Source organism: Clostridioides difficile ATCC 9689 = DSM 1296 (assembly GCF_001077535.1).
GTDB lineage: Bacteria > Bacillota > Clostridia > Peptostreptococcales > Peptostreptococcaceae > Clostridioides > Clostridioides difficile.
This window is the reverse complement of record NZ_CP011968.1, coordinates 103,999-120,461: the sequence shown is the minus strand read 5'-3', so window position 1 is coordinate 120,461 and position 16,463 is coordinate 103,999. Positions and strand designations below refer to the sequence as shown.

Here is a 16,463-nt window from a genome sequence, read left to right as displayed (position 1 = left end):
CTACTTCTTACGCCAAGTAATTCTTCCTCTTGTAAGGTCATATGGAGAAAGTTCAACATTCACCTTGTCACCTTCAAGAATTCTTATGAAGTTCATTCTTAGCTTTCCAGAAATGTGGCATAATATCTCATGTCCATTTTCTAGTTTAACTTTGAACATAGCATTAGGTAAAGCTTCTGAAACTGTACCTTCTAATTCTATAACATCTTTTTTGGCCATTAACTAACCAGCCCTCCATTTCAATAAGTTAAATTATCTAATTTAACTTAGTAAGTTCAGCTCTTAAAAAAGAATCTGTAATCTCTTGTCCAGATACTACTCTTTTTCTAACTTCATCATTAATAAAATTATATTTTTTTAAGTGCTTCACTTTCTTTAACTTAGGTTTGTCAAGTTTTCTCTTTTTTCCATCAGCTATTAATACATATTCATTATTAATTATTTTGACTACAAAGAATAAATTTCCTTTATCTCGTCCTAATGAAACTTTAACAACTTGACCTATACTTAAATTATCTGATAGCACTTTTTTCACCTACTTTTTAAATTACAACTTTGTCAATATCAAAGGTTCATGTTCAGTAATTGCTATCGTATGCTCATAATGAGCTGATTTTTTTCCATCTATTGTAACAGTCGTCCACCCATCTGATAGAGTCTTTACATGATAACGACCTGCATTAACCATTGGCTCTATAGCAATAACCATTCCTTCTCTAAGTCTTGGTCCTTTTCCTGGGAGTCCATAATTAGGTACTTGTGGGTCTTCATGAAGATTTGCTCCAACTCCATGACCCACTAAATCTCTAACTACCGAGAAACCATGTTTCTCAACGTGTGTTTGTACTGCGTGTGAGATATCTGAAAGTCTATATCCTAATTTAGCAAATTTTATTCCTTCATAGAAGCTTTCTCTAGTTACTTCTATCAATTTCCTATCTTCTTCAGATATCATGCCTACTCCGTGAGTTTTCGCAGAATCACCATGATATCCTTTATAATAGGCTCCTATATCCAAACTTACAATGTCACCTTCTTGTAATATAGTTTCTCCTGGAATACCATGTACTACCTCTCTATTGATAGAAGCACATATACTTCCTGGAAAACCTCCATATCCTTTAAAAGAAGGTTCTGCATTGTATTTTCTTATATTCTCTTCAGCTATTTTATCTAATTCTAAAGTAGATATTCCCGGAGAAATAGCTTTTCTTAAAACTTCATGAGTGTCAGCAACTATTTTACCTGCTTCTCTTAAAAGTTCTATTTCTTTTTTTGATTTCAAGATAATCATTTATTTTCCACTTCCTAAGGCTGCGACAATATCTTCAAATACTTTATCTATTGCTTGATCACCTTTTATATCTGCTATTATACCTTGTTTGCTATAATAATCTACTAAAGGCTTAGTTTCATCTAGATAAACTTGTATTCTCTTAGATACAGTTTCTTCATTATCATCAGCTCTTTGATATAATTCTCCTTGGCATACATCACATACACCTTCTACTTTAGGAGGATTAAACTCAACATGGTAAGTAGCTCCACAAGACTTACATATTCTTCTACCAACTGCTCTAGACACTAATATACTCTTATCAACTTCAATATTGACAACTTTATCTAGTGATATACCAGCATTTTTTAAGAAGATATCTAAATGTTCTCCTTGTGCTACATTTCTTGGAAATCCATCTAACATAAATCCATTTTTACAATCTTCTTGAGATATTCTATCAGTAACTAAACCTACAGTTAACTCATCTGGTACTAATAAACCTTGGTCCATGTATTCTTTAGCTTTTTTTCCAAGTTCTGTTCCCTCTTTTATATTCTTTCTGAATATATCTCCTGTTGATATATGAGGTATATTGTATTTTTCTACTATTCCTGCCGCCTGAGTACCTTTACCAGCACCTGGAGGTCCAAGTAATATTATTCTCATATTATCCATCTCCATTTTATTTTAAGAAACCTTGATAGCTTCTCATAACTAAGTTTGACTCTAACTGTCTCTTAAGCTCCAAAGCAACTCCAACAACGATTAGCAATGAAGTCCCAGCTAGACTCATATTTACTTTCATATAATGTGTTGTAAGAGCTGGCACCATAGCAATTATTGCTAAGAAAGTAGCTCCAGCTAAAGTTAATCTAGTTAAAATTCTATTTAAATAATCCATAGTAGGCTCACCTGGTCTTATACCTGGTATAAATCCACCATTATTTTTCATATTTTTAGATATGTCTTCTGTATTAAATGATACAGTTGTATAAAAATATGAGAAGAAAATTATAAGTAGAATCTCAATTGATCTATATGTCCAAAATCCTTGTTCTGTTGCCATACTTAAGTATTTTTGAACAAAAGCCTGAGCATTTGGACCCATAAACATAGCTATTGTTTGAGGGAAAGCTAAAAGTGAACTAGCAAAAATTATAGGCATAACTCCTGACTGGTTAACTTTCATTGGTATATGAGAACTTTGTCCTCCATACATTTTTCTTCCAACAACTCTTTTAGCATATTGTACAGGTATCTTTCTAGTTGCTTCTTGTATAAATGTAACTCCTGTTACTGTAAGTAATATAACTACAGCTAGAATCACTATAACCCAAGGTGCAACTTCGCCAGATTTAACTTGTTGCGATATTTTAATAACATCTGTAGGTATTCTTGATATTATACCTGCAAATATTATTACTGAACTACCATTACCGATTCCTTTTTCAGTAATTTTGTCCCCAATCCACATTACTAACATACTTGCTGAAACTAATGTTATTACAACAGTTGTGATAAAAAACACACTATTTGATATTAAAGCACTTCTTACAATTCCTAATGTAATTCCCAAAGCTTGTACAACTGCTAGAGCTAGTGCTGTATATTTAGTGTACTTATTGATTTTTTTCTTTCCTTCTTCACCAGATTTTTGAAGTTCTGCTAAACTTTCAAAACCTACTGTTAGAAGTTGTATTATGATTGATGCAGTGATATATGGACTTATACCTAAAGCAAATAGTGAAAAGTTACTAAATGCTCCACCAGTAAACATATTATACAGAGAAAGTAGACTATTGCCGCCTACCATCTTTTGTATAATACTAGTGTCTATGCCTGGAACTGGTATAGTAGTACCTATTCTGAATATCACGATCATCATAAGTGTATACATTACTTTTTTTCTTACTGCTTTAATCTTCCAAGCTTGTTTTAATTTTGACAGCACGCTAATTCACCCCGCCTGTACTGGCTAGGAGATTAGCAGGTTATTATACTAACTCTGCTTTTCCACCAGCTTTTTCTATTTTTTCTTGAGCTGAAGCTGTAAATTTAGCAGCTTTAACAGTTAAAGCTTTCTCTAAATTACCTTCACCTAAGATTTTAATTCCGTCTTTACCTATTTTGCTTATAGTTTTAGTAGATTTTAATAATTCTGCAGTTATTTCTGTTCCATTTTCAAATCTGTTTAAAACTTCAACATTAACTTCTGTGTAAACTTTCTTAAATATGTTATTGAAACCTCTCTTAGGAAGTCTTCTAGCTAGTGGCATTTGTCCACCTTCAAATCCTACTCTTACTCCACCACCAGAACGAGACCATTGACCTTTTTGTCCACGTCCTGCAGTTTTACCTTGTCCAGTTGCAGTACCTCTACCTAATCTTCTCTTAGCTCTTACTGCACCTTCAGCAGGTTTTAACTCATGTAACTTCATGGATTGCACCTCCTTGCACTACTTTATAAAAATTATTCAGCTATTTCAGTTACTTCTAATAAGTGACTTACTTTATTTATCATACCTCTTGTTTGAGCATTGTCTTCTTTTACAACAACTTGTTCTCTTTTTCTTAATCCTAACGCTTCAACATTCTTTTTTTGGTTAGGAGTAGTTCCTATAACACTTCTAACTAACTTTATTTGTAATTTAGCCATTTTACACTACCTCCTTACCCTAGAAGTTCTTCAACTTTTTTACCTCTAAGTTTAGCTATATCTTCAACTGTTTTTAGAGAATTAAGTCCTTCTATTGTAGCATTTACCATATTTCTTGGATTGTTAGACCCTAAAGATTTAGCTCTAACGTCTTTTAGTCCAGCTAGCTCAAGTACGGCTCTAGCAGGTCCCCCAGCTATTACTCCTGTACCTTCTACAGCAGGCATTATTAATATATTTCCAGCACCAAAGTGTCCGCGTACTTCGTGAGGAATTGTAGTCCCAACTATTGGCACTACTATTAGATTTTTCTTAGCATCTTCAACTGCTTTTTTTATAGCGTCTGGTACTTCCATTGCTTTCCCAGCACCTATACCAACGTGTCCGTTTTCATCTCCAACAACTACTAATGCTGCAAATCTGAAATTTCTACCACCTTTTACAACCTTAGTAACACGTCTTACTTCAACAACTTTTTCTTGTAAGTCAAGTTGTCCTGCATCTATCGGCTTACGACGTAGCATGTATTTTTCCCTCCTTCGTATTAGAACTTAAGACCAGCTTCTCTAGCACCTTCAGCTAATTCTTGAATTCTTCCATGATATAAGTATCCACCTCTGTCAAATACAACTTCAGTGATTCCTTTTTCAACAGCTTTTTTAGCAACTAATTCTCCAACTTTCTTAGCTGCTTCCTTGTTTCCTGTATGATTGACAGCACTCTTAACTTCTGCTTCTAAAGAAGATGCAGCAACTAGAGTTACTCTTTTTGTGTCATCTATTATTTGAGCATATATATTGTTAGCACTTCTAAATACACATAATCTTGGTCTTTGAGAAGTACCGCTTATTTTTCTACGAACTCTCTTATGTCTTTGAAGTCTATTAGCATTTTTATCAGCCTTTTTTAACACCTAGCTCACTCCTTTCTAGCGTTTAAGTTTTGGTATTATTTTTTACCAGTTTTTCCTTCTTTACGTCTGATTACTTCATCAACGTATTTTATACCTTTACCTTTGTATGGCTCTGGCTTTCTCCAAGCTCTTATCTTAGCAGCATAATTCCCTACTAATTGCTTGTCTATACCTTTTACTATTAACTCTGTTTGGTTTGGAGCTTCAACAGTTATTCCTTCTGGATCTTCCATTTCAACTGGATGAGAGAAACCTAAGTTCATAACTAATTTCTTTCCTTGTTTTTGAGCTCTATATCCAACACCTTTTAATTCTAATTTCTTTTCGAAACCAGTATTTACACCTACAACCATATTATCTAATAAAGTTCTAGTTAGTCCGTGTAAAGATCTATGTTTTTTATTATCAGTTGGTCTTTCAACCATTATTGTATTTTCTTCTTTTTTTATGTTTAACTCAGCACTTAATTGTTTAGTTAAAGTTCCTTTTGGACCTTTTACTGTAACTAAATTTCCTTCAGCTATAGTAACTTCAACACCTGCTGGTATTATTATTGGCTTAACACCTATTCTTGACATGGTCGCACCTCCTTACATTGTTCATATTAATTACCAAACGTAGCAGATTACTTCTCCACCAACATTTTCTTTTCTAGCTTGCTTGTCAGTTAATATTCCTTTTGAAGTAGATATAACTGATATTCCTAATCCGTTTAATACTTTTGGTATCTCATGGTTAGCAGCGTAAACTCTCATTCCAGGCTTAGATATTTTCTTAAGACCTGTTATAACTCTTTCGCCTTCTTGTCCGTACTTTAGTTGTATTCTTATGATACCTTGTTTTCCATCTTCTATAACATCATAACCTCTTATGAAACCTTCTTCTAATAAGATTCTAGCTAATTCTTTCTTCATATTAGAAGCTGGAACATCTACAGTTTCATGCTTAACAACATTAGCATTTCTTATACGAGTAAGCATATCTGCAATTGGATCTGTCATTGTCATTTTGTTGCCCTCCTTCCATTCTAATCAAACTTCTACCAGCTTGCTTTTCTAACACCAGGTATTTGACCTTTATAAGCTAATTCTCTAAAGCATATACGGCATATACCAAATTTTTTCAAAACTGAATGCGGTCTTCCGCATATAGTACATCTAGTGTATTCTCTAGTAGCGTACTTTTGCTTTCTTTGTTGCTTAACAACCATCGCTTTTCTAGCCACGGGAATCCCTCCTTTGCTTACTTAGAAAATGGCATTCCTAATAATTTTAATAATTCACGAGCTTCTTCGTCAGTTTTTGCTGTAGTAACAAATATTATATCCATTCCTCTTACTTTATCTATTTTATCATATTCTATTTCAGGGAATATTAATTGTTCTTTAACTCCTAAAGCATAATTTCCTCTACCATCAAAAGCATTAGGGTTAACTCCTCTAAAGTCTCTAACTCTTGGTAAAGAAACTGAAACTAATTTGTCCATAAAGTAGAACATTTTGTCAGCTCTTAATGTAACTTTTGTTCCTATTGGCATTCCTTCTCTTAATTTGAAGTTAGCAACAGATTTTCTAGCTTTAGTTATAACAGGCTTTTGTCCTGATATCATTTCTAATTCTTCAACGCCTTTTTCTAATCCTTTTGGATTTTCTCTAGCGTCACCTATACCCATGTTAATAACTATTTTATTTAACTTAGGTATCTCCATTACGTTTTTGTATCCAAATTTCTCCATTAAAGCAGGAGCAACTTCTTTCATGTATTTTTCTTGTAATCTAGAAGCCATTTAAGGTCCCTCCTTTCAAGCAATATTTATTATAATTCTTTTCCGCTCTTTGCTGATACTCTTACTTTGTTCCCATCTTTTACTTCATATCTTACTCTAACGCCTTTTCCTGTTTCAGGATCAAATGGCATTACATTAGATATGTGTATTGGGGCTTCTTTATTTATTATTCCACCTTGTTGGTTCATAGCACTTGGTTTTTGATGTTTAGTTATTACATTTACACCTTCAACTAACACTTTGCTAGTTTTAGGATATACCTTTAAAACTGAACCTTTTTTACCTTTATCTTTACCTGCTATAACTACAACAGTGTCACCTTTTTTAACACGCATCATGTCCTATTGCACCTCCTTAATTATAGTACTTCTGGAGCAAGAGAAACTATTTTCATGAATTCATTGTCTCTTAACTCTCTAGCAACAGGCCCGAATATACGAGTTCCTACTGGAGTTTTATCGTCCTTTATTATAACAGCAGCATTTTCATCAAAAGATATATAGCTTCCGTCATTACGTCTTACGCCTTGTTTGCTTCTTACTATAACAGCTTTAACAACCTTACCTTTTTTTACAACTCCACCAGGTGTTGCACTTTTAACAGTAGCAACTATAACGTCGCCTATGTTACCATATCTTCTTTTACTTCCGCCTAGAACACGTATACATAAAAGTTCTTTAGCTCCTGAGTTATCAGCAACTCTTAGACGTGATTCTTGTTGTATCATATCGTAATCCCTCCTTCTTCAAAAACTACTTAACTTTCTCAACAACTTCAACTAGTCTGAATCTCTTATCTTTAGATAATGGTCTAGTTTCCATTATTTTAACTCTATCTCCGATGTTACATATATTCTTTTCATCATGAGCCTTGAATTTCTTAGTTCTCTTAACACGTTTATTATATAGTGGATGACGTACGAATTCTTCAACAGCTACTACTATTGTTTTATCCATCTTATCACTAACAACACGGCCTATTCTAACTTTTCTTCTTCCTCTTTCCATGTTTAAAAAGCCTCCTTTCCAAATTAAGCTCTAGTTTCGTATAACTTTCTTTCAGCAAGAACAGTTTTAACTTTTGCTATATCCTTCTTAACAAACTTTATTCTAGCTGTATTTTCTAATTGACCAGTAGCTAATTGGAATCTTAAGCTAAATAATTCACTTTTGAAGTCGTTTAATTTGTTCATTAGCTCTTCGCTTGTTAAATCTCTTAATTCTTTAGCTTTCATCCTATTCACCACCCTTTACTTCTAAATCTTCTTTTTTAACAAATTTACATTTGATTGGTAATTTATGTGCAGCAAGTCTCATAGCTTCTCTTGCTTTATCTTCAGAAACACCTGCTAATTCAAACATAACTCTTCCTGGCTTAACTACAGCTACCCAATATTCTGGAGAACCTTTCCCTGCACCCATACGAGTCTCTGCTGGTTTTCTTGTTACTGGTTTATGAGGGAATATTTTTATCCAAACCTTTCCCCCTCTTTTTATATATCTAGTCATCGCGATTCTGGCAGCTTCTATTTGATTAGAAGTTATCCAAGAAGCTTCTAATGCTACTAATCCAAACTCACCATAAGTAACTTTATTACCCTTATGAGCTTGCCCAGCCATGCTTCCTCTATGAACTCTACGACGCTTTACTCTTTTTGGCATTAACATGAGTATTTTTCCTCCTTCCTTGAACCTAACTATTATTAATTTCCTTTGTTTTCAGTTCTTTGAGGTCTTGATCCACCTTGAGGTCTTTGTCCTCTGTAGTTTCCTCTGTTATCATTTCCTCTTCTGTCATTTCCTCTTCTATCGTTTCTTCTATTATCTCTCTTGTTGTCTCTTCTATCGCTCTTTCTGCTTTCTTCTCTTGGATTTACACCGTCTCTAGTTGGTAAAACTTCACCATTACATATCCAAACTTTTATACCGATTTTTCCATAAGTTGTATCAGCTTCAGCGAAACCATAATCTATATCTGCTCTTAAAGTTTGTAGTGGCACATTTCCTTCACTATAACCTTCAGTTCTAGCCATTTCAGCTCCACCTAATCTTCCTGAAGCAGAAACTTTTATCCCTTTAGCACCAGATTTCATTGCTCTTTGTATAGCTTGTTTCATTGCTCTTCTGAAAGCAACCCTTCTCTCTATAGCTAAAGCTATATTCTCAGCTACTAATTGAGCATTTTTATCTGTACTTCTTACTTCTACTATATTAACTATTATAGTTTTCTTTGTCATTTTTTCTAATTCAGCTTTTAATGCTTCGATTCCTGCACCAGCTCTTCCTATAACTACACCAGGCTTAGCAACGTGTAAGTCCATTTTTATTTTGTTAGCTGATCTTTCTATTTCTATCTTAGCAACTCCAGCTGAGTATAATCTTTTCTTTAAGAATTTACGTATATTATGGTCTTCTAATAATAAGTTTCCGAACTCTTTTTTATCAGTAGCGAACCATCTTGAGTCCCAATCTTTTATAACACCGACCCTTAAGCCGTGTGGATTAACCTTTTGACCCATTACTTTCCCTCCTATCTATTAATTATTTTTTTTCTTTAACAACAACCTCTATATGAGAAGTTCTTTTTCTTATTGTAGTTGCACGACCCATAGCTCTAGGCATGAATCTCTTCATTGTTGGTCCTTGATTAGCAACTATTGATGCTATATATAATTTTTCAGTATCCATTTCGTGATTGTTTTCTGCGTTAGCTTTAGCTGATTTTACAACCTTAGCTATTATTGAAGCTGCTCCTCTTGGAGTAAACTTTAATATTGCTAATGCTTCATCAACATTCTTTCCTCTAACAAGGTCACATATTTGGCCTGCTTTTCTTGGTGATACACGTACGTATTTAGCAGTAGCTTTTGCTTCCATTGTTATTCCTCCTTTCTTAGTCATAATTTAATTATTTTCTCTTATTAGATTTTTCGTCATCCTTATGTCCTTTGAAAGTTCTAGTAGGAACGAACTCACCTAATTTATGTCCAACCATATCTTCTGTTATATATACTGGAACATGTTTTCTTCCATCATGAACAGCTATAGTGTTTTCTACCATTTGTGGAAATACAGTTGAAGATCTTGACCAAGTTTTTATAACTTCTTTATTTCCACTAGCATTCATAGCTTCTATCTTCTTTAAAAGTCTTGCATGGACAAAAGGCCCTTTTTTAGTTGATCTTGACATTTATATTCCTCCTTTCCGAGCAAAAATAAATTTACTACTTAGTTCTTCTTGATACTATTAGTTTATTTGAAGCTTTATTTTTCTTTCTAGTTTTGTATCCAAGAGCTGGTTTACCCCATGGAGTAACAGGAGATGGTCTACCTATTGGAGATCTACCTTCCCCTCCACCGTGTGGATGGTCATTAGGGTTCATTACAGAACCTCTTACAGTAGGTCTTATTCCCATATGTCTTTTTCTACCTGCTTTACCGATAACTACGTTACCATGCTCTATATTTCCAACTTGACCTATAGTAGCTTTACAGTTTATGCTTACTAATCTCATCTCACCTGATGGTAATCTTAATAAAGCATTTTTTCCTTCTTTAGCCATTAATTGTGCAGAAACTCCAGCAGATCTAACTAATTGAGCTCCTTTTCCTGGCTTTAATTCTATATTATGAATGATAGTACCAACTGGCATATCTTTTAATGCTAAACAGTTTCCTGGTTTTATATCAGCACCTAATCCTGATAATATAGTATCTCCAACGTTAATTCCAACTGGAGCTAATATATATCTTTTTTCTCCATCAGCATAGTTTAATAATGCGATATTTGCAGTTCTGTTTGGATCATATTCTATAGTAGCAACCTTAGCAGGTATACCATCTTTATCTCTTTTAAAATCTATTATTCTATATTTTCTTTTTTGTCCTCCACCTCTATGACGAACAGTTATTCTACCATGTACGTTTCTACCAGCATTTTTCTTTAAGTTAACTAAAAGAGATTTTTCTGGTTGATTACATGTTATTTCATCAGAAACTAAAACTGTCATTTGTCTTAAGGCAGGAGAAGTTGGTCTAAACTTTTTTATAGCCATCTGTTTTCCCTCCTTCGTTTGTTATAATACTACATTCCTTGGAAGAATTCTATTTCTTTACTATCAGCAGTTAATTTAACTACTGCTTTCTTAAAGCTTGATGTTCTTCCTTGAGTTCTACCCATTCTTTTAACTTTTCCATCGTAGTTTAAAGTATTTACTTTATCAACACTAACTCCGAATACTTTTTCTACTGCTTTTTTTATTTCAGTTTTGTTCGCATCTTTAGCCACAACAAAAGTGTATTTTTTTTCACCCATTTCAGCCATACTGTGCTCAGTTACAACTGGTCTTATTATTACATCATGTGGATTAGTCATTATGCGTACACCTCCTCCACTTTTTTAACAGCATCTGTAGTTATTATAAATGAATCGTATTTTAATATATCATATACATTCATAGTATTAACTAATGCAGTTTGAACACCTTCTATATTTCTAGCTGATTTTATTACGTTATCGTTTTTGTCAGCTATAACTACTAAAGCTTTTTTAGCAGCATTTATATTGTTTAATATTTGAGCAAATTCTTTAGTCTTAGGAGCATCCATGTTTAATGCATCTAATACTATAACTTCACTATTTTGAACTTTTGAAGATAAAGCACTCTTCATAGCTAATCTTCTTACCTTCTTAGGTAATGTATATTTGTAGCTTCTTGGTTTAGGTGCAAAAGCAACTCCTCCACCTACCCATTGTACAGATCTTGTAGAACCTTGTCTTGCTCTACCTGTTCCTTTTTGTTTCCAAGGTTTTCTTCCGCCACCTCTAACTTCTGCTCTAGTTTTAGCAGATTGAGTTCCTTGTCTCTTATTTGCTAATTGATTTTTTACAACTTCGTATAAAACATGTCCATTAACTTCTACGCCAAATATAGAATCTGATAATTCTATTTCTCCAACGTTTTGTCCACTAACATTTAGTACATTTAATTTTGGCATTGTTATTCCTCCTTTCTCTAGGTTAGTCATTATTTAGAAACCTTTATAGCTTCTTTTATAGTTACTACTGAACCTTTAGCTCCTGGTATAGCCCCTTTAACTAATATAAGGTTCTTGTCAGCATCTACTTTAACAACCTCTAAGTTTTGAACTGTTACCTTTACGCTTCCCATATGTCCAGCTAATTTTTTGTTTTTAAATACTCTACCTGGGTAAGAACAAGCTCCCATTGAACCTGGTCTTCTGTGGTATCTAGAACCGTGAGTTTCAGGACCTCTACTTTGTCCATGTCTTTTTATTGGACCTTGGAATCCCTTACCTTTACTTATTCCAGTAACATCTATTTTTGCACCTGCTTCAAATACATCAGCTTTTATTTCTTGTCCTACTGTGTATCCTTCTACAGAATCTACTCTAAATTCTTTTAAATGTTTCTTTAAAACATTAGCAGCAGCTAAATGTCCTTTTTTAGGTTTGTTTAAAGCTTTTTCTTTAGCATCTTCAAAACCTATTTGTATAGCATTGTATCCATCTTTATCAACTGTTTTTATTTGAGTAACGACCATAGGCCCTGCTTCAACAGCTGTTACAGGTATAACTACACCTTTATCAGTGAATATTTGAGTCATACCAACTTTTTTGCCTAATATTCCTTTCATATTAGCACCTCCTATAATTCTTACAGCGGATTACATCTTTTAGAGTAATCATTCTAAGATAATCATCTATAGGATAATATCTTAGGGGTTCTTATAATTTTATTTCTATATCTACACCTGCTGGTAAGTCTAATCTCATTAATGAGTCAACTGTCTTAGGTGTTGGATTAGCTATGTCGATTAGTCTTTTATGAGTTCTTATTTCAAATTGTTCTCTAGAGTCTTTGTACTTATGTACAGCTCTTAATATAGTTACAACTTGTTTTTCTGTTGGTAGAGGCACAGGTCCTGAAACTTGTGATCCAGCCTTTTTAGCAGTTTCAACTATTTTACCTGCTGAAAAATCTAATAATTTGTGATCATATGATTTTAATCTTATTCTTATTTTTTCATTCTTAGCCATTTTGTTTTCCCTCCTTTATCACGTGTTTAATTTTCAAGTTGCGTACAACCAATACCGATACACTGCTCCGGGTGTGTTGTAACTTTTAAATCGATATCAGTTCGTATTTCACTAGGATTTAATTATTATTTTCTTAATCTCTCAAGCACACTATTATATTCTATATCATCTGTTACATTTTTTCAAGTTTTTTTTCTGTTTTTTTCAATTTTATTTTCTATTACAACATCATAACCTTAAACTTGATTGTTAATCTGTCTCAAGGCACTAGTTTAGTATATATGCTTTAGCGCTACTTGTCAACAAAAAACAAAAAAGAGAGGAGTTACCCCCTCTTTTTTTTATATTAAATCCATTAGTTTAGTAAAGGATTACTCTATTATTGTAGCAACAACTCCTGAAGCTACTGTTCTTCCACCTTCTCTTATTGAGAATCTTAATCCCTCTTCTACAACTATTGAGTTTATTAAGTCTACTTCCATTGTTACGTTATCTCCAGGCATTACCATCTCTATTCCTTCTGGTAACTTACAAGCTCCTGTTACGTCTGTTGTTCTGAAATAGAATTGTGGTCTATATCCATCAAAGAATGGTGTATGTCTTCCACCTTCTTCTTTTTTAAGTACATATACTTCTGCTGTAAACTTTGTGTGTGCCTTTACTGATCCAGTCTTTGCTAGTACTTGTCCTCTTTCTATCTCGTTTCTTTGTACTCCTCTTAATAATGCTCCTATATTATCCCCTGCTTGTGCTTGGTCTAATAATTTTCTGAACATCTCTACTCCTGTTACTACTACTTTTCTTGGTGCTTCTGTTAATCCTACTAATTCTACTTCGTCTTGTACTTTTAGTACTCCTCTTTCCACTCTTCCTGTTGCAACTGTTCCTCTTCCTGTGATTGAGAATACGTCCTCTACTGGCATTAAGAATGGTTTATCTGTATCTCTCTCTGGAGCTGGTATATACTCATCTATTTGCTCGAATAATTCTACTATCTTATCTCCCCACTCGCTCTTTGGATCTTCTAATGCCATTAATGCTGAACCTCTTACTATTGGAGTGTCATCTCCTGGGAAATCATATTCTGTTAATAAATCTCTTACTTCCATCTCTACTAACTCTAATAACTCTTCATCATCTACCATGTCACATTTGTTTAAGAATACTACTATATATGGTACTCCAACTTGTCTTGATAATAGTATATGCTCTCTTGTTTGTGGCATTGGTCCATCTGTTGCTGAACAAACTAATATTGCTCCGTCCATTTGTGCTGCTCCTGTTATCATGTTCTTAACGTAGTCAGCATGTCCTGGGCAGTCAACGTGTGCATAGTGTCTATTTGGTGTTTCATACTCAACGTGTGCTGTTGATATTGTGATTCCTCTTTCTCTTTCTTCTGGAGCTTTATCTATGTTTGCGAAATCTACTGCTTCTCCTAATTGATATCTGTCATATAATGTTTTTGTTATTGCTGCTGTTAATGTAGTTTTACCGTGGTCTACGTGTCCTATTGTCCCTATATTAACATGAGGTTTTGTTCTTTCGTATTTAGCTTTAGCCATTTTGAATTTCCTCCCTTTATCTTGTGCTAGATGAGAGATATCTCTCATCTAGCTGATTATTTTTTATATTTATATTATTAATTATTTTTAAATTATTTTCCTTCAGCTATTTTCTTAGCAACTGAAGCTGGAACTTGCTCATAGTGATCGAATATCATTGTGTAAGTTGCACGACCTTGAGTTGAAGATCTTAGGTCTGTTGAGTATCCAAACATTTCTGAAAGTGGAACGAATGCATTTATAACTTGTGCACCACTTCTAGCTTCCATACCTTGGATTAATCCTCTTCTTGAGTTTAAGTCACCCATAACATCTCCCATGTAATCTTCTGGAGTAACAACTTCTACTTTGAAGTAAGGCTCTAAAAGAACTGCATTACCTTTCTTCATAGCATCTTTGAATGCCATTGAACCAGCCATCTTAAACGCCATCTCAGAAGAGTCAACCTCATGGTAAGAACCATCATATAACTCAACAGCAACGTCTACAACTGGATATCCAGCAACTATACCAGATTGCATAGCTCCTTGTATACCCATGTCAACTGGACCAACATATTCTTTTGGTACTGATCCACCAACAGTTTTGTTTGTGAATTTGTATCCTTCACCTGGCTCTTGAGGAGCAACTCTAATCTTAACGTGACCGTATTGTCCTCTACCACCTGATTGCTTAGAGTACTTGTATTCAACATCAACTGGTTGAGTTATAGTCTCTCTATATGCAACTTGTGGTGCACCAACTTTAGCTTCTACTTTAAATTCTCTTAATAATCTATCTACTATTATCTCTAAGTGTAATTCACCCATACCAGATATTATAGTTTGTCCTGTTTCTTGGTCAGTCTTAACTGTGAAAGTTGGGTCTTCTTCAGCTAATTTTTGAAGAGCTATACCCATTTTTTCTTGAGCTGCTTTAGAACTTGGTTCTATAGCAACAGATATAACTGGCTCAGGGAATTCCATAGATTCAAGTATTATTGGATTAGCAGGGTCACATAATGTGTCTCCAGTAGTAGTATCTTTTAATCCTACTGCTGCTGCTATATCTCCAGCATACACTTTAGTTATTTCTTCTCTTGTATTAGCATGCATTTGTAATATACGACCAATTCTTTCTCTCTTATTCTTAGTTGCATTTAAAACATAAGAACCTGATTCTAATGTTCCAGAATAAACTCTGAAGAACGCTAGTTTTCCAACGAATGGGTCAGTCATTATTTTGAATGCTAATGCAGAGAATGGCTCTTCATCAGAAGAATGTCTTTCAGCTTCTTCTCCATCTGCTAATATACCTTTTATAGCTGGTATATCAGTTGGCGCTGGTAAGTAATCTAAAACTGCATCTATTACTAACTGAACACCTTTGTTTCTATAAGCTGTACCACAGAAAACTGGGTTCATTTCACAAGCTATAGTAGCTTTTCTTATAGCAACTTTTAATTCATCTATAGTAAGTTCTTCACCTTCAAGGTATTTCATCATTAATTCTTCATCAGTTTCAGCTACTGATTCAACTAATTTTTCTCTCCACTCAGCAGCTAATTCTTTCATATCTTCTGGTATATCTGTTTCTTCCATTTCAACCCCTAGGTCGTCTTTGTATATAACAGCATCCATTTTTAATAAGTCTATTATACCTATAAATGAATCTTCTTTACCTATTGGTAATTGCATAGGAACTGCATTAGAATTTAATCTAGATTTCATCATGCTTACAACATTGTAGAAATCTGCACCTAATATATCCATTTTATTTACAAAAGCTATTCTAGGTACTCCATAAGTTTCAGCTTGTCTCCATACATTTTCTGATTGAGGCTCAACCCCACCTTTTGCACAGAATACAGCAACTGAACCGTCAAGAACTCTTAGAGATCTTTCAACCTCAACTGTGAAGTCCACGTGTCCAGGAGTATCTATTATGTTTATTCTATGGTCTTTCCATGAAGCAGTAGTAGCGGCAGAAGTTATTGTTATACCTCTTTCCTTTTCTTGCTCCATCCAGTCCATTTGAGAAGCTCCTTCATGAGTTTCTCCTATTTTATGAGTTTGCCCAGTATAAAACAGGATTCTTTCTGTAGTAGTAGTTTTTCCTGCATCTATATGAGCCATGATTCCTATATTCCTAGTTCTTTCCAAAGGAAACTTTCTAGCCATGGTTATCCTCCTTATGATATCCTCAATTTTATAAGATATCTATATAT

Annotated in this window: 28 protein-coding genes; all 28 read right to left on the bottom strand. The window is 34.0% G+C overall.

The window, feature by feature from the left end:
- The gene (gene infA, locus CDIF1296T_RS00785; RefSeq protein WP_003421127.1) at positions 1-219 is read right to left on the bottom strand and encodes a translation initiation factor IF-1; all 219 of its coding nucleotides are present in this window, start codon (positions 217-219) and stop codon (positions 1-3) included.
- Positions 220-256: 37 nt separating this feature from the next.
- Complete coding sequence (locus tag CDIF1296T_RS00780) at positions 257-526, bottom strand: KOW domain-containing RNA-binding protein (RefSeq protein WP_009895197.1); 270 nt, start codon at positions 524-526, stop codon at positions 257-259.
- A 21-nt stretch (positions 527-547) separates the two neighbouring features.
- Positions 548-1,294, bottom strand: a complete 747-nt coding sequence (map, locus tag CDIF1296T_RS00775; RefSeq protein WP_003421130.1) for a type I methionyl aminopeptidase — start codon at positions 1,292-1,294, stop codon at positions 548-550.
- Positions 1,295-1,945: an adenylate kinase gene (locus CDIF1296T_RS00770; RefSeq protein ID WP_009887904.1), complete on the bottom strand. Its 651-nt coding sequence runs from the start codon at positions 1,943-1,945 to the stop codon at positions 1,295-1,297. It abuts the gene before it with no gap.
- Positions 1,946-1,961: 16 nt separating this feature from the next.
- On the bottom strand, positions 1,962-3,230 hold the full coding sequence (gene secY, locus CDIF1296T_RS00765; RefSeq protein WP_003427725.1) for a preprotein translocase subunit SecY: 1,269 nt from the start codon (positions 3,228-3,230) through the stop codon (positions 1,962-1,964).
- A gap of 43 nt (positions 3,231-3,273) precedes the next feature.
- Entirely contained in the window at positions 3,274-3,717 is a 444-nt protein-coding gene (gene rplO / locus CDIF1296T_RS00760) for a 50S ribosomal protein L15 (protein WP_003421135.1), read from the bottom strand.
- A 32-nt stretch (positions 3,718-3,749) separates the two neighbouring features.
- Entirely contained in the window at positions 3,750-3,935 is a 186-nt protein-coding gene (gene rpmD, locus CDIF1296T_RS00755) for a 50S ribosomal protein L30 (RefSeq protein WP_003421137.1), read from the bottom strand.
- Between the two features lie 14 nt (positions 3,936-3,949).
- Entirely contained in the window at positions 3,950-4,459 is a 510-nt protein-coding gene (rpsE, locus tag CDIF1296T_RS00750; protein ID WP_003421138.1) for a 30S ribosomal protein S5, read from the bottom strand.
- Between the two features lie 20 nt (positions 4,460-4,479).
- The gene (rplR, locus tag CDIF1296T_RS00745; RefSeq protein ID WP_003421141.1) at positions 4,480-4,848 is read right to left on the bottom strand and encodes a 50S ribosomal protein L18; all 369 of its coding nucleotides are present in this window, start codon (positions 4,846-4,848) and stop codon (positions 4,480-4,482) included.
- Positions 4,849-4,883: 35 nt separating this feature from the next.
- Entirely contained in the window at positions 4,884-5,426 is a 543-nt protein-coding gene (gene rplF, locus CDIF1296T_RS00740; protein ID WP_003435668.1) for a 50S ribosomal protein L6, read from the bottom strand.
- Positions 5,427-5,456: 30 nt separating this feature from the next.
- Entirely contained in the window at positions 5,457-5,855 is a 399-nt protein-coding gene (rpsH, locus tag CDIF1296T_RS00735) for a 30S ribosomal protein S8 (RefSeq protein ID WP_003421148.1), read from the bottom strand.
- 32 nt (positions 5,856-5,887) lie between these two features.
- Positions 5,888-6,073 (bottom strand): type Z 30S ribosomal protein S14, encoded by a 186-nt coding sequence (locus CDIF1296T_RS00730; RefSeq protein WP_003421149.1) that lies wholly within the window; start codon positions 6,071-6,073, stop codon positions 5,888-5,890.
- A 17-nt stretch (positions 6,074-6,090) separates the two neighbouring features.
- Positions 6,091-6,633 carry a 50S ribosomal protein L5 gene (gene rplE, locus CDIF1296T_RS00725; RefSeq protein ID WP_003435673.1) on the bottom strand — a complete coding sequence of 181 codons (543 nt, stop codon included), beginning with the start codon at positions 6,631-6,633 and terminating at the stop codon, positions 6,091-6,093.
- A gap of 29 nt (positions 6,634-6,662) precedes the next feature.
- A complete protein-coding gene (gene rplX, locus CDIF1296T_RS00720; protein ID WP_003427723.1) occupies positions 6,663-6,968 on the bottom strand; it encodes a 50S ribosomal protein L24 in 306 nt (101 codons plus the stop codon).
- 23 nt (positions 6,969-6,991) lie between these two features.
- Positions 6,992-7,360, bottom strand: a complete 369-nt coding sequence (gene rplN / locus CDIF1296T_RS00715; protein ID WP_003421155.1) for a 50S ribosomal protein L14 — start codon at positions 7,358-7,360, stop codon at positions 6,992-6,994.
- A 25-nt stretch (positions 7,361-7,385) separates the two neighbouring features.
- On the bottom strand, positions 7,386-7,640 hold the full coding sequence (gene rpsQ / locus CDIF1296T_RS00710) for a 30S ribosomal protein S17 (protein ID WP_003421156.1): 255 nt from the start codon (positions 7,638-7,640) through the stop codon (positions 7,386-7,388).
- A 23-nt stretch (positions 7,641-7,663) separates the two neighbouring features.
- Complete coding sequence (gene rpmC / locus CDIF1296T_RS00705) at positions 7,664-7,867, bottom strand: 50S ribosomal protein L29 (RefSeq protein ID WP_003421158.1); 204 nt, start codon at positions 7,865-7,867, stop codon at positions 7,664-7,666.
- Position 7,868: 1 nt separating this feature from the next.
- Positions 7,869-8,300, bottom strand: a complete 432-nt coding sequence (gene rplP, locus CDIF1296T_RS00700; protein WP_003421160.1) for a 50S ribosomal protein L16 — start codon at positions 8,298-8,300, stop codon at positions 7,869-7,871.
- A 35-nt stretch (positions 8,301-8,335) separates the two neighbouring features.
- Positions 8,336-9,151 carry a 30S ribosomal protein S3 gene (rpsC, locus tag CDIF1296T_RS00695; protein ID WP_003421163.1) on the bottom strand — a complete coding sequence of 272 codons (816 nt, stop codon included), beginning with the start codon at positions 9,149-9,151 and terminating at the stop codon, positions 8,336-8,338.
- A 22-nt stretch (positions 9,152-9,173) separates the two neighbouring features.
- Positions 9,174-9,509: a 50S ribosomal protein L22 gene (rplV, locus tag CDIF1296T_RS00690; RefSeq protein ID WP_009887891.1), complete on the bottom strand. Its 336-nt coding sequence runs from the start codon at positions 9,507-9,509 to the stop codon at positions 9,174-9,176.
- Between the two features lie 31 nt (positions 9,510-9,540).
- Complete coding sequence (gene rpsS / locus CDIF1296T_RS00685; protein WP_003421166.1) at positions 9,541-9,822, bottom strand: 30S ribosomal protein S19; 282 nt, start codon at positions 9,820-9,822, stop codon at positions 9,541-9,543.
- A gap of 34 nt (positions 9,823-9,856) precedes the next feature.
- The gene (gene rplB, locus CDIF1296T_RS00680) at positions 9,857-10,687 is read right to left on the bottom strand and encodes a 50S ribosomal protein L2 (RefSeq protein ID WP_003421168.1); all 831 of its coding nucleotides are present in this window, start codon (positions 10,685-10,687) and stop codon (positions 9,857-9,859) included.
- A gap of 29 nt (positions 10,688-10,716) precedes the next feature.
- The gene (gene rplW / locus CDIF1296T_RS00675; RefSeq protein WP_003435681.1) at positions 10,717-11,007 is read right to left on the bottom strand and encodes a 50S ribosomal protein L23; all 291 of its coding nucleotides are present in this window, start codon (positions 11,005-11,007) and stop codon (positions 10,717-10,719) included.
- Entirely contained in the window at positions 11,007-11,630 is a 624-nt protein-coding gene (gene rplD, locus CDIF1296T_RS00670; protein WP_009887887.1) for a 50S ribosomal protein L4, read from the bottom strand. The genes rplW and rplD overlap by 1 nt, the downstream gene beginning before the upstream one ends.
- A gap of 29 nt (positions 11,631-11,659) precedes the next feature.
- Positions 11,660-12,289: a 50S ribosomal protein L3 gene (gene rplC / locus CDIF1296T_RS00665; RefSeq protein ID WP_003421173.1), complete on the bottom strand. Its 630-nt coding sequence runs from the start codon at positions 12,287-12,289 to the stop codon at positions 11,660-11,662.
- 91 nt (positions 12,290-12,380) lie between these two features.
- Positions 12,381-12,692: a 30S ribosomal protein S10 gene (gene rpsJ / locus CDIF1296T_RS00660; protein ID WP_003421175.1), complete on the bottom strand. Its 312-nt coding sequence runs from the start codon at positions 12,690-12,692 to the stop codon at positions 12,381-12,383.
- A gap of 371 nt (positions 12,693-13,063) precedes the next feature.
- Positions 13,064-14,257 (bottom strand): elongation factor Tu, encoded by a 1,194-nt coding sequence (gene tuf / locus CDIF1296T_RS00655; RefSeq protein ID WP_009887863.1) that lies wholly within the window; start codon positions 14,255-14,257, stop codon positions 13,064-13,066.
- A gap of 92 nt (positions 14,258-14,349) precedes the next feature.
- A complete protein-coding gene (gene fusA / locus CDIF1296T_RS00650; protein WP_003436178.1) occupies positions 14,350-16,416 on the bottom strand; it encodes an elongation factor G in 2,067 nt (688 codons plus the stop codon).
- Positions 16,417-16,463 lie beyond the last annotated feature (47 nt).

Bases quoted from the DNA above. Each gene is read 5' to 3' on its own strand.
- rplE (WP_003435673.1), bottom strand. From the start codon at position 6,633: ATGGCTTCTAGATTACAAGAAAAATACATGAAAGAAGTTGCTCCTGCT.
- rplD (WP_009887887.1), bottom strand. From the start codon at position 11,630: ATGCCAAAATTAAATGTACTAAATGTTAGTGGACAAAACGTTGGAGAA.
- rpsE (WP_003421138.1), bottom strand. From the start codon at position 4,459: ATGCTACGTCGTAAGCCGATAGATGCAGGACAACTTGACTTACAAGAA.
- rpsJ (WP_003421175.1), bottom strand. From the start codon at position 12,692: ATGGCTAAGAATGAAAAAATAAGAATAAGATTAAAATCATATGATCAC.
- rpmD (WP_003421137.1), bottom strand. From the start codon at position 3,935: ATGGCTAAATTACAAATAAAGTTAGTTAGAAGTGTTATAGGAACTACT.
- infA (WP_003421127.1), bottom strand. From the start codon at position 219: ATGGCCAAAAAAGATGTTATAGAATTAGAAGGTACAGTTTCAGAAGCT.
- rpmC (WP_003421158.1), bottom strand. From the start codon at position 7,867: ATGAAAGCTAAAGAATTAAGAGATTTAACAAGCGAAGAGCTAATGAAC.
- rpsS (WP_003421166.1), bottom strand. From the start codon at position 9,822: ATGTCAAGATCAACTAAAAAAGGGCCTTTTGTCCATGCAAGACTTTTA.
- rpsQ (WP_003421156.1), bottom strand. From the start codon at position 7,640: ATGGAAAGAGGAAGAAGAAAAGTTAGAATAGGCCGTGTTGTTAGTGAT.
- rplX (WP_003427723.1), bottom strand. From the start codon at position 6,968: ATGCGTGTTAAAAAAGGTGACACTGTTGTAGTTATAGCAGGTAAAGAT.
- rplF (WP_003435668.1), bottom strand. From the start codon at position 5,426: ATGTCAAGAATAGGTGTTAAGCCAATAATAATACCAGCAGGTGTTGAA.
- rpsC (WP_003421163.1), bottom strand. From the start codon at position 9,151: ATGGGTCAAAAGGTTAATCCACACGGCTTAAGGGTCGGTGTTATAAAA.
- rplV (WP_009887891.1), bottom strand. From the start codon at position 9,509: ATGGAAGCAAAAGCTACTGCTAAATACGTACGTGTATCACCAAGAAAA.
- map (WP_003421130.1), bottom strand. From the start codon at position 1,294: ATGATTATCTTGAAATCAAAAAAAGAAATAGAACTTTTAAGAGAAGCA.
- CDIF1296T_RS00770 (WP_009887904.1), bottom strand. From the start codon at position 1,945: ATGAGAATAATATTACTTGGACCTCCAGGTGCTGGTAAAGGTACTCAG.
- rplP (WP_003421160.1), bottom strand. From the start codon at position 8,300: ATGTTAATGCCAAAAAGAGTAAAGCGTCGTAGAGTTCATAGAGGAAGC.
- rplO (WP_003421135.1), bottom strand. From the start codon at position 3,717: ATGAAGTTACATGAGTTAAAACCTGCTGAAGGTGCAGTAAGAGCTAAG.
- rplB (WP_003421168.1), bottom strand. From the start codon at position 10,687: ATGGCTATAAAAAAGTTTAGACCAACTTCTCCTGCCTTAAGACAAATG.
- fusA (WP_003436178.1), bottom strand. From the start codon at position 16,416: ATGGCTAGAAAGTTTCCTTTGGAAAGAACTAGGAATATAGGAATCATG.
- rpsH (WP_003421148.1), bottom strand. From the start codon at position 5,855: ATGACAATGACAGATCCAATTGCAGATATGCTTACTCGTATAAGAAAT.
- rplN (WP_003421155.1), bottom strand. From the start codon at position 7,360: ATGATACAACAAGAATCACGTCTAAGAGTTGCTGATAACTCAGGAGCT.
- tuf (WP_009887863.1), bottom strand. From the start codon at position 14,257: ATGGCTAAAGCTAAATACGAAAGAACAAAACCTCATGTTAATATAGGG.
- rplW (WP_003435681.1), bottom strand. From the start codon at position 11,007: ATGACTAATCCACATGATGTAATAATAAGACCAGTTGTAACTGAGCAC.
- rplC (WP_003421173.1), bottom strand. From the start codon at position 12,289: ATGAAAGGAATATTAGGCAAAAAAGTTGGTATGACTCAAATATTCACT.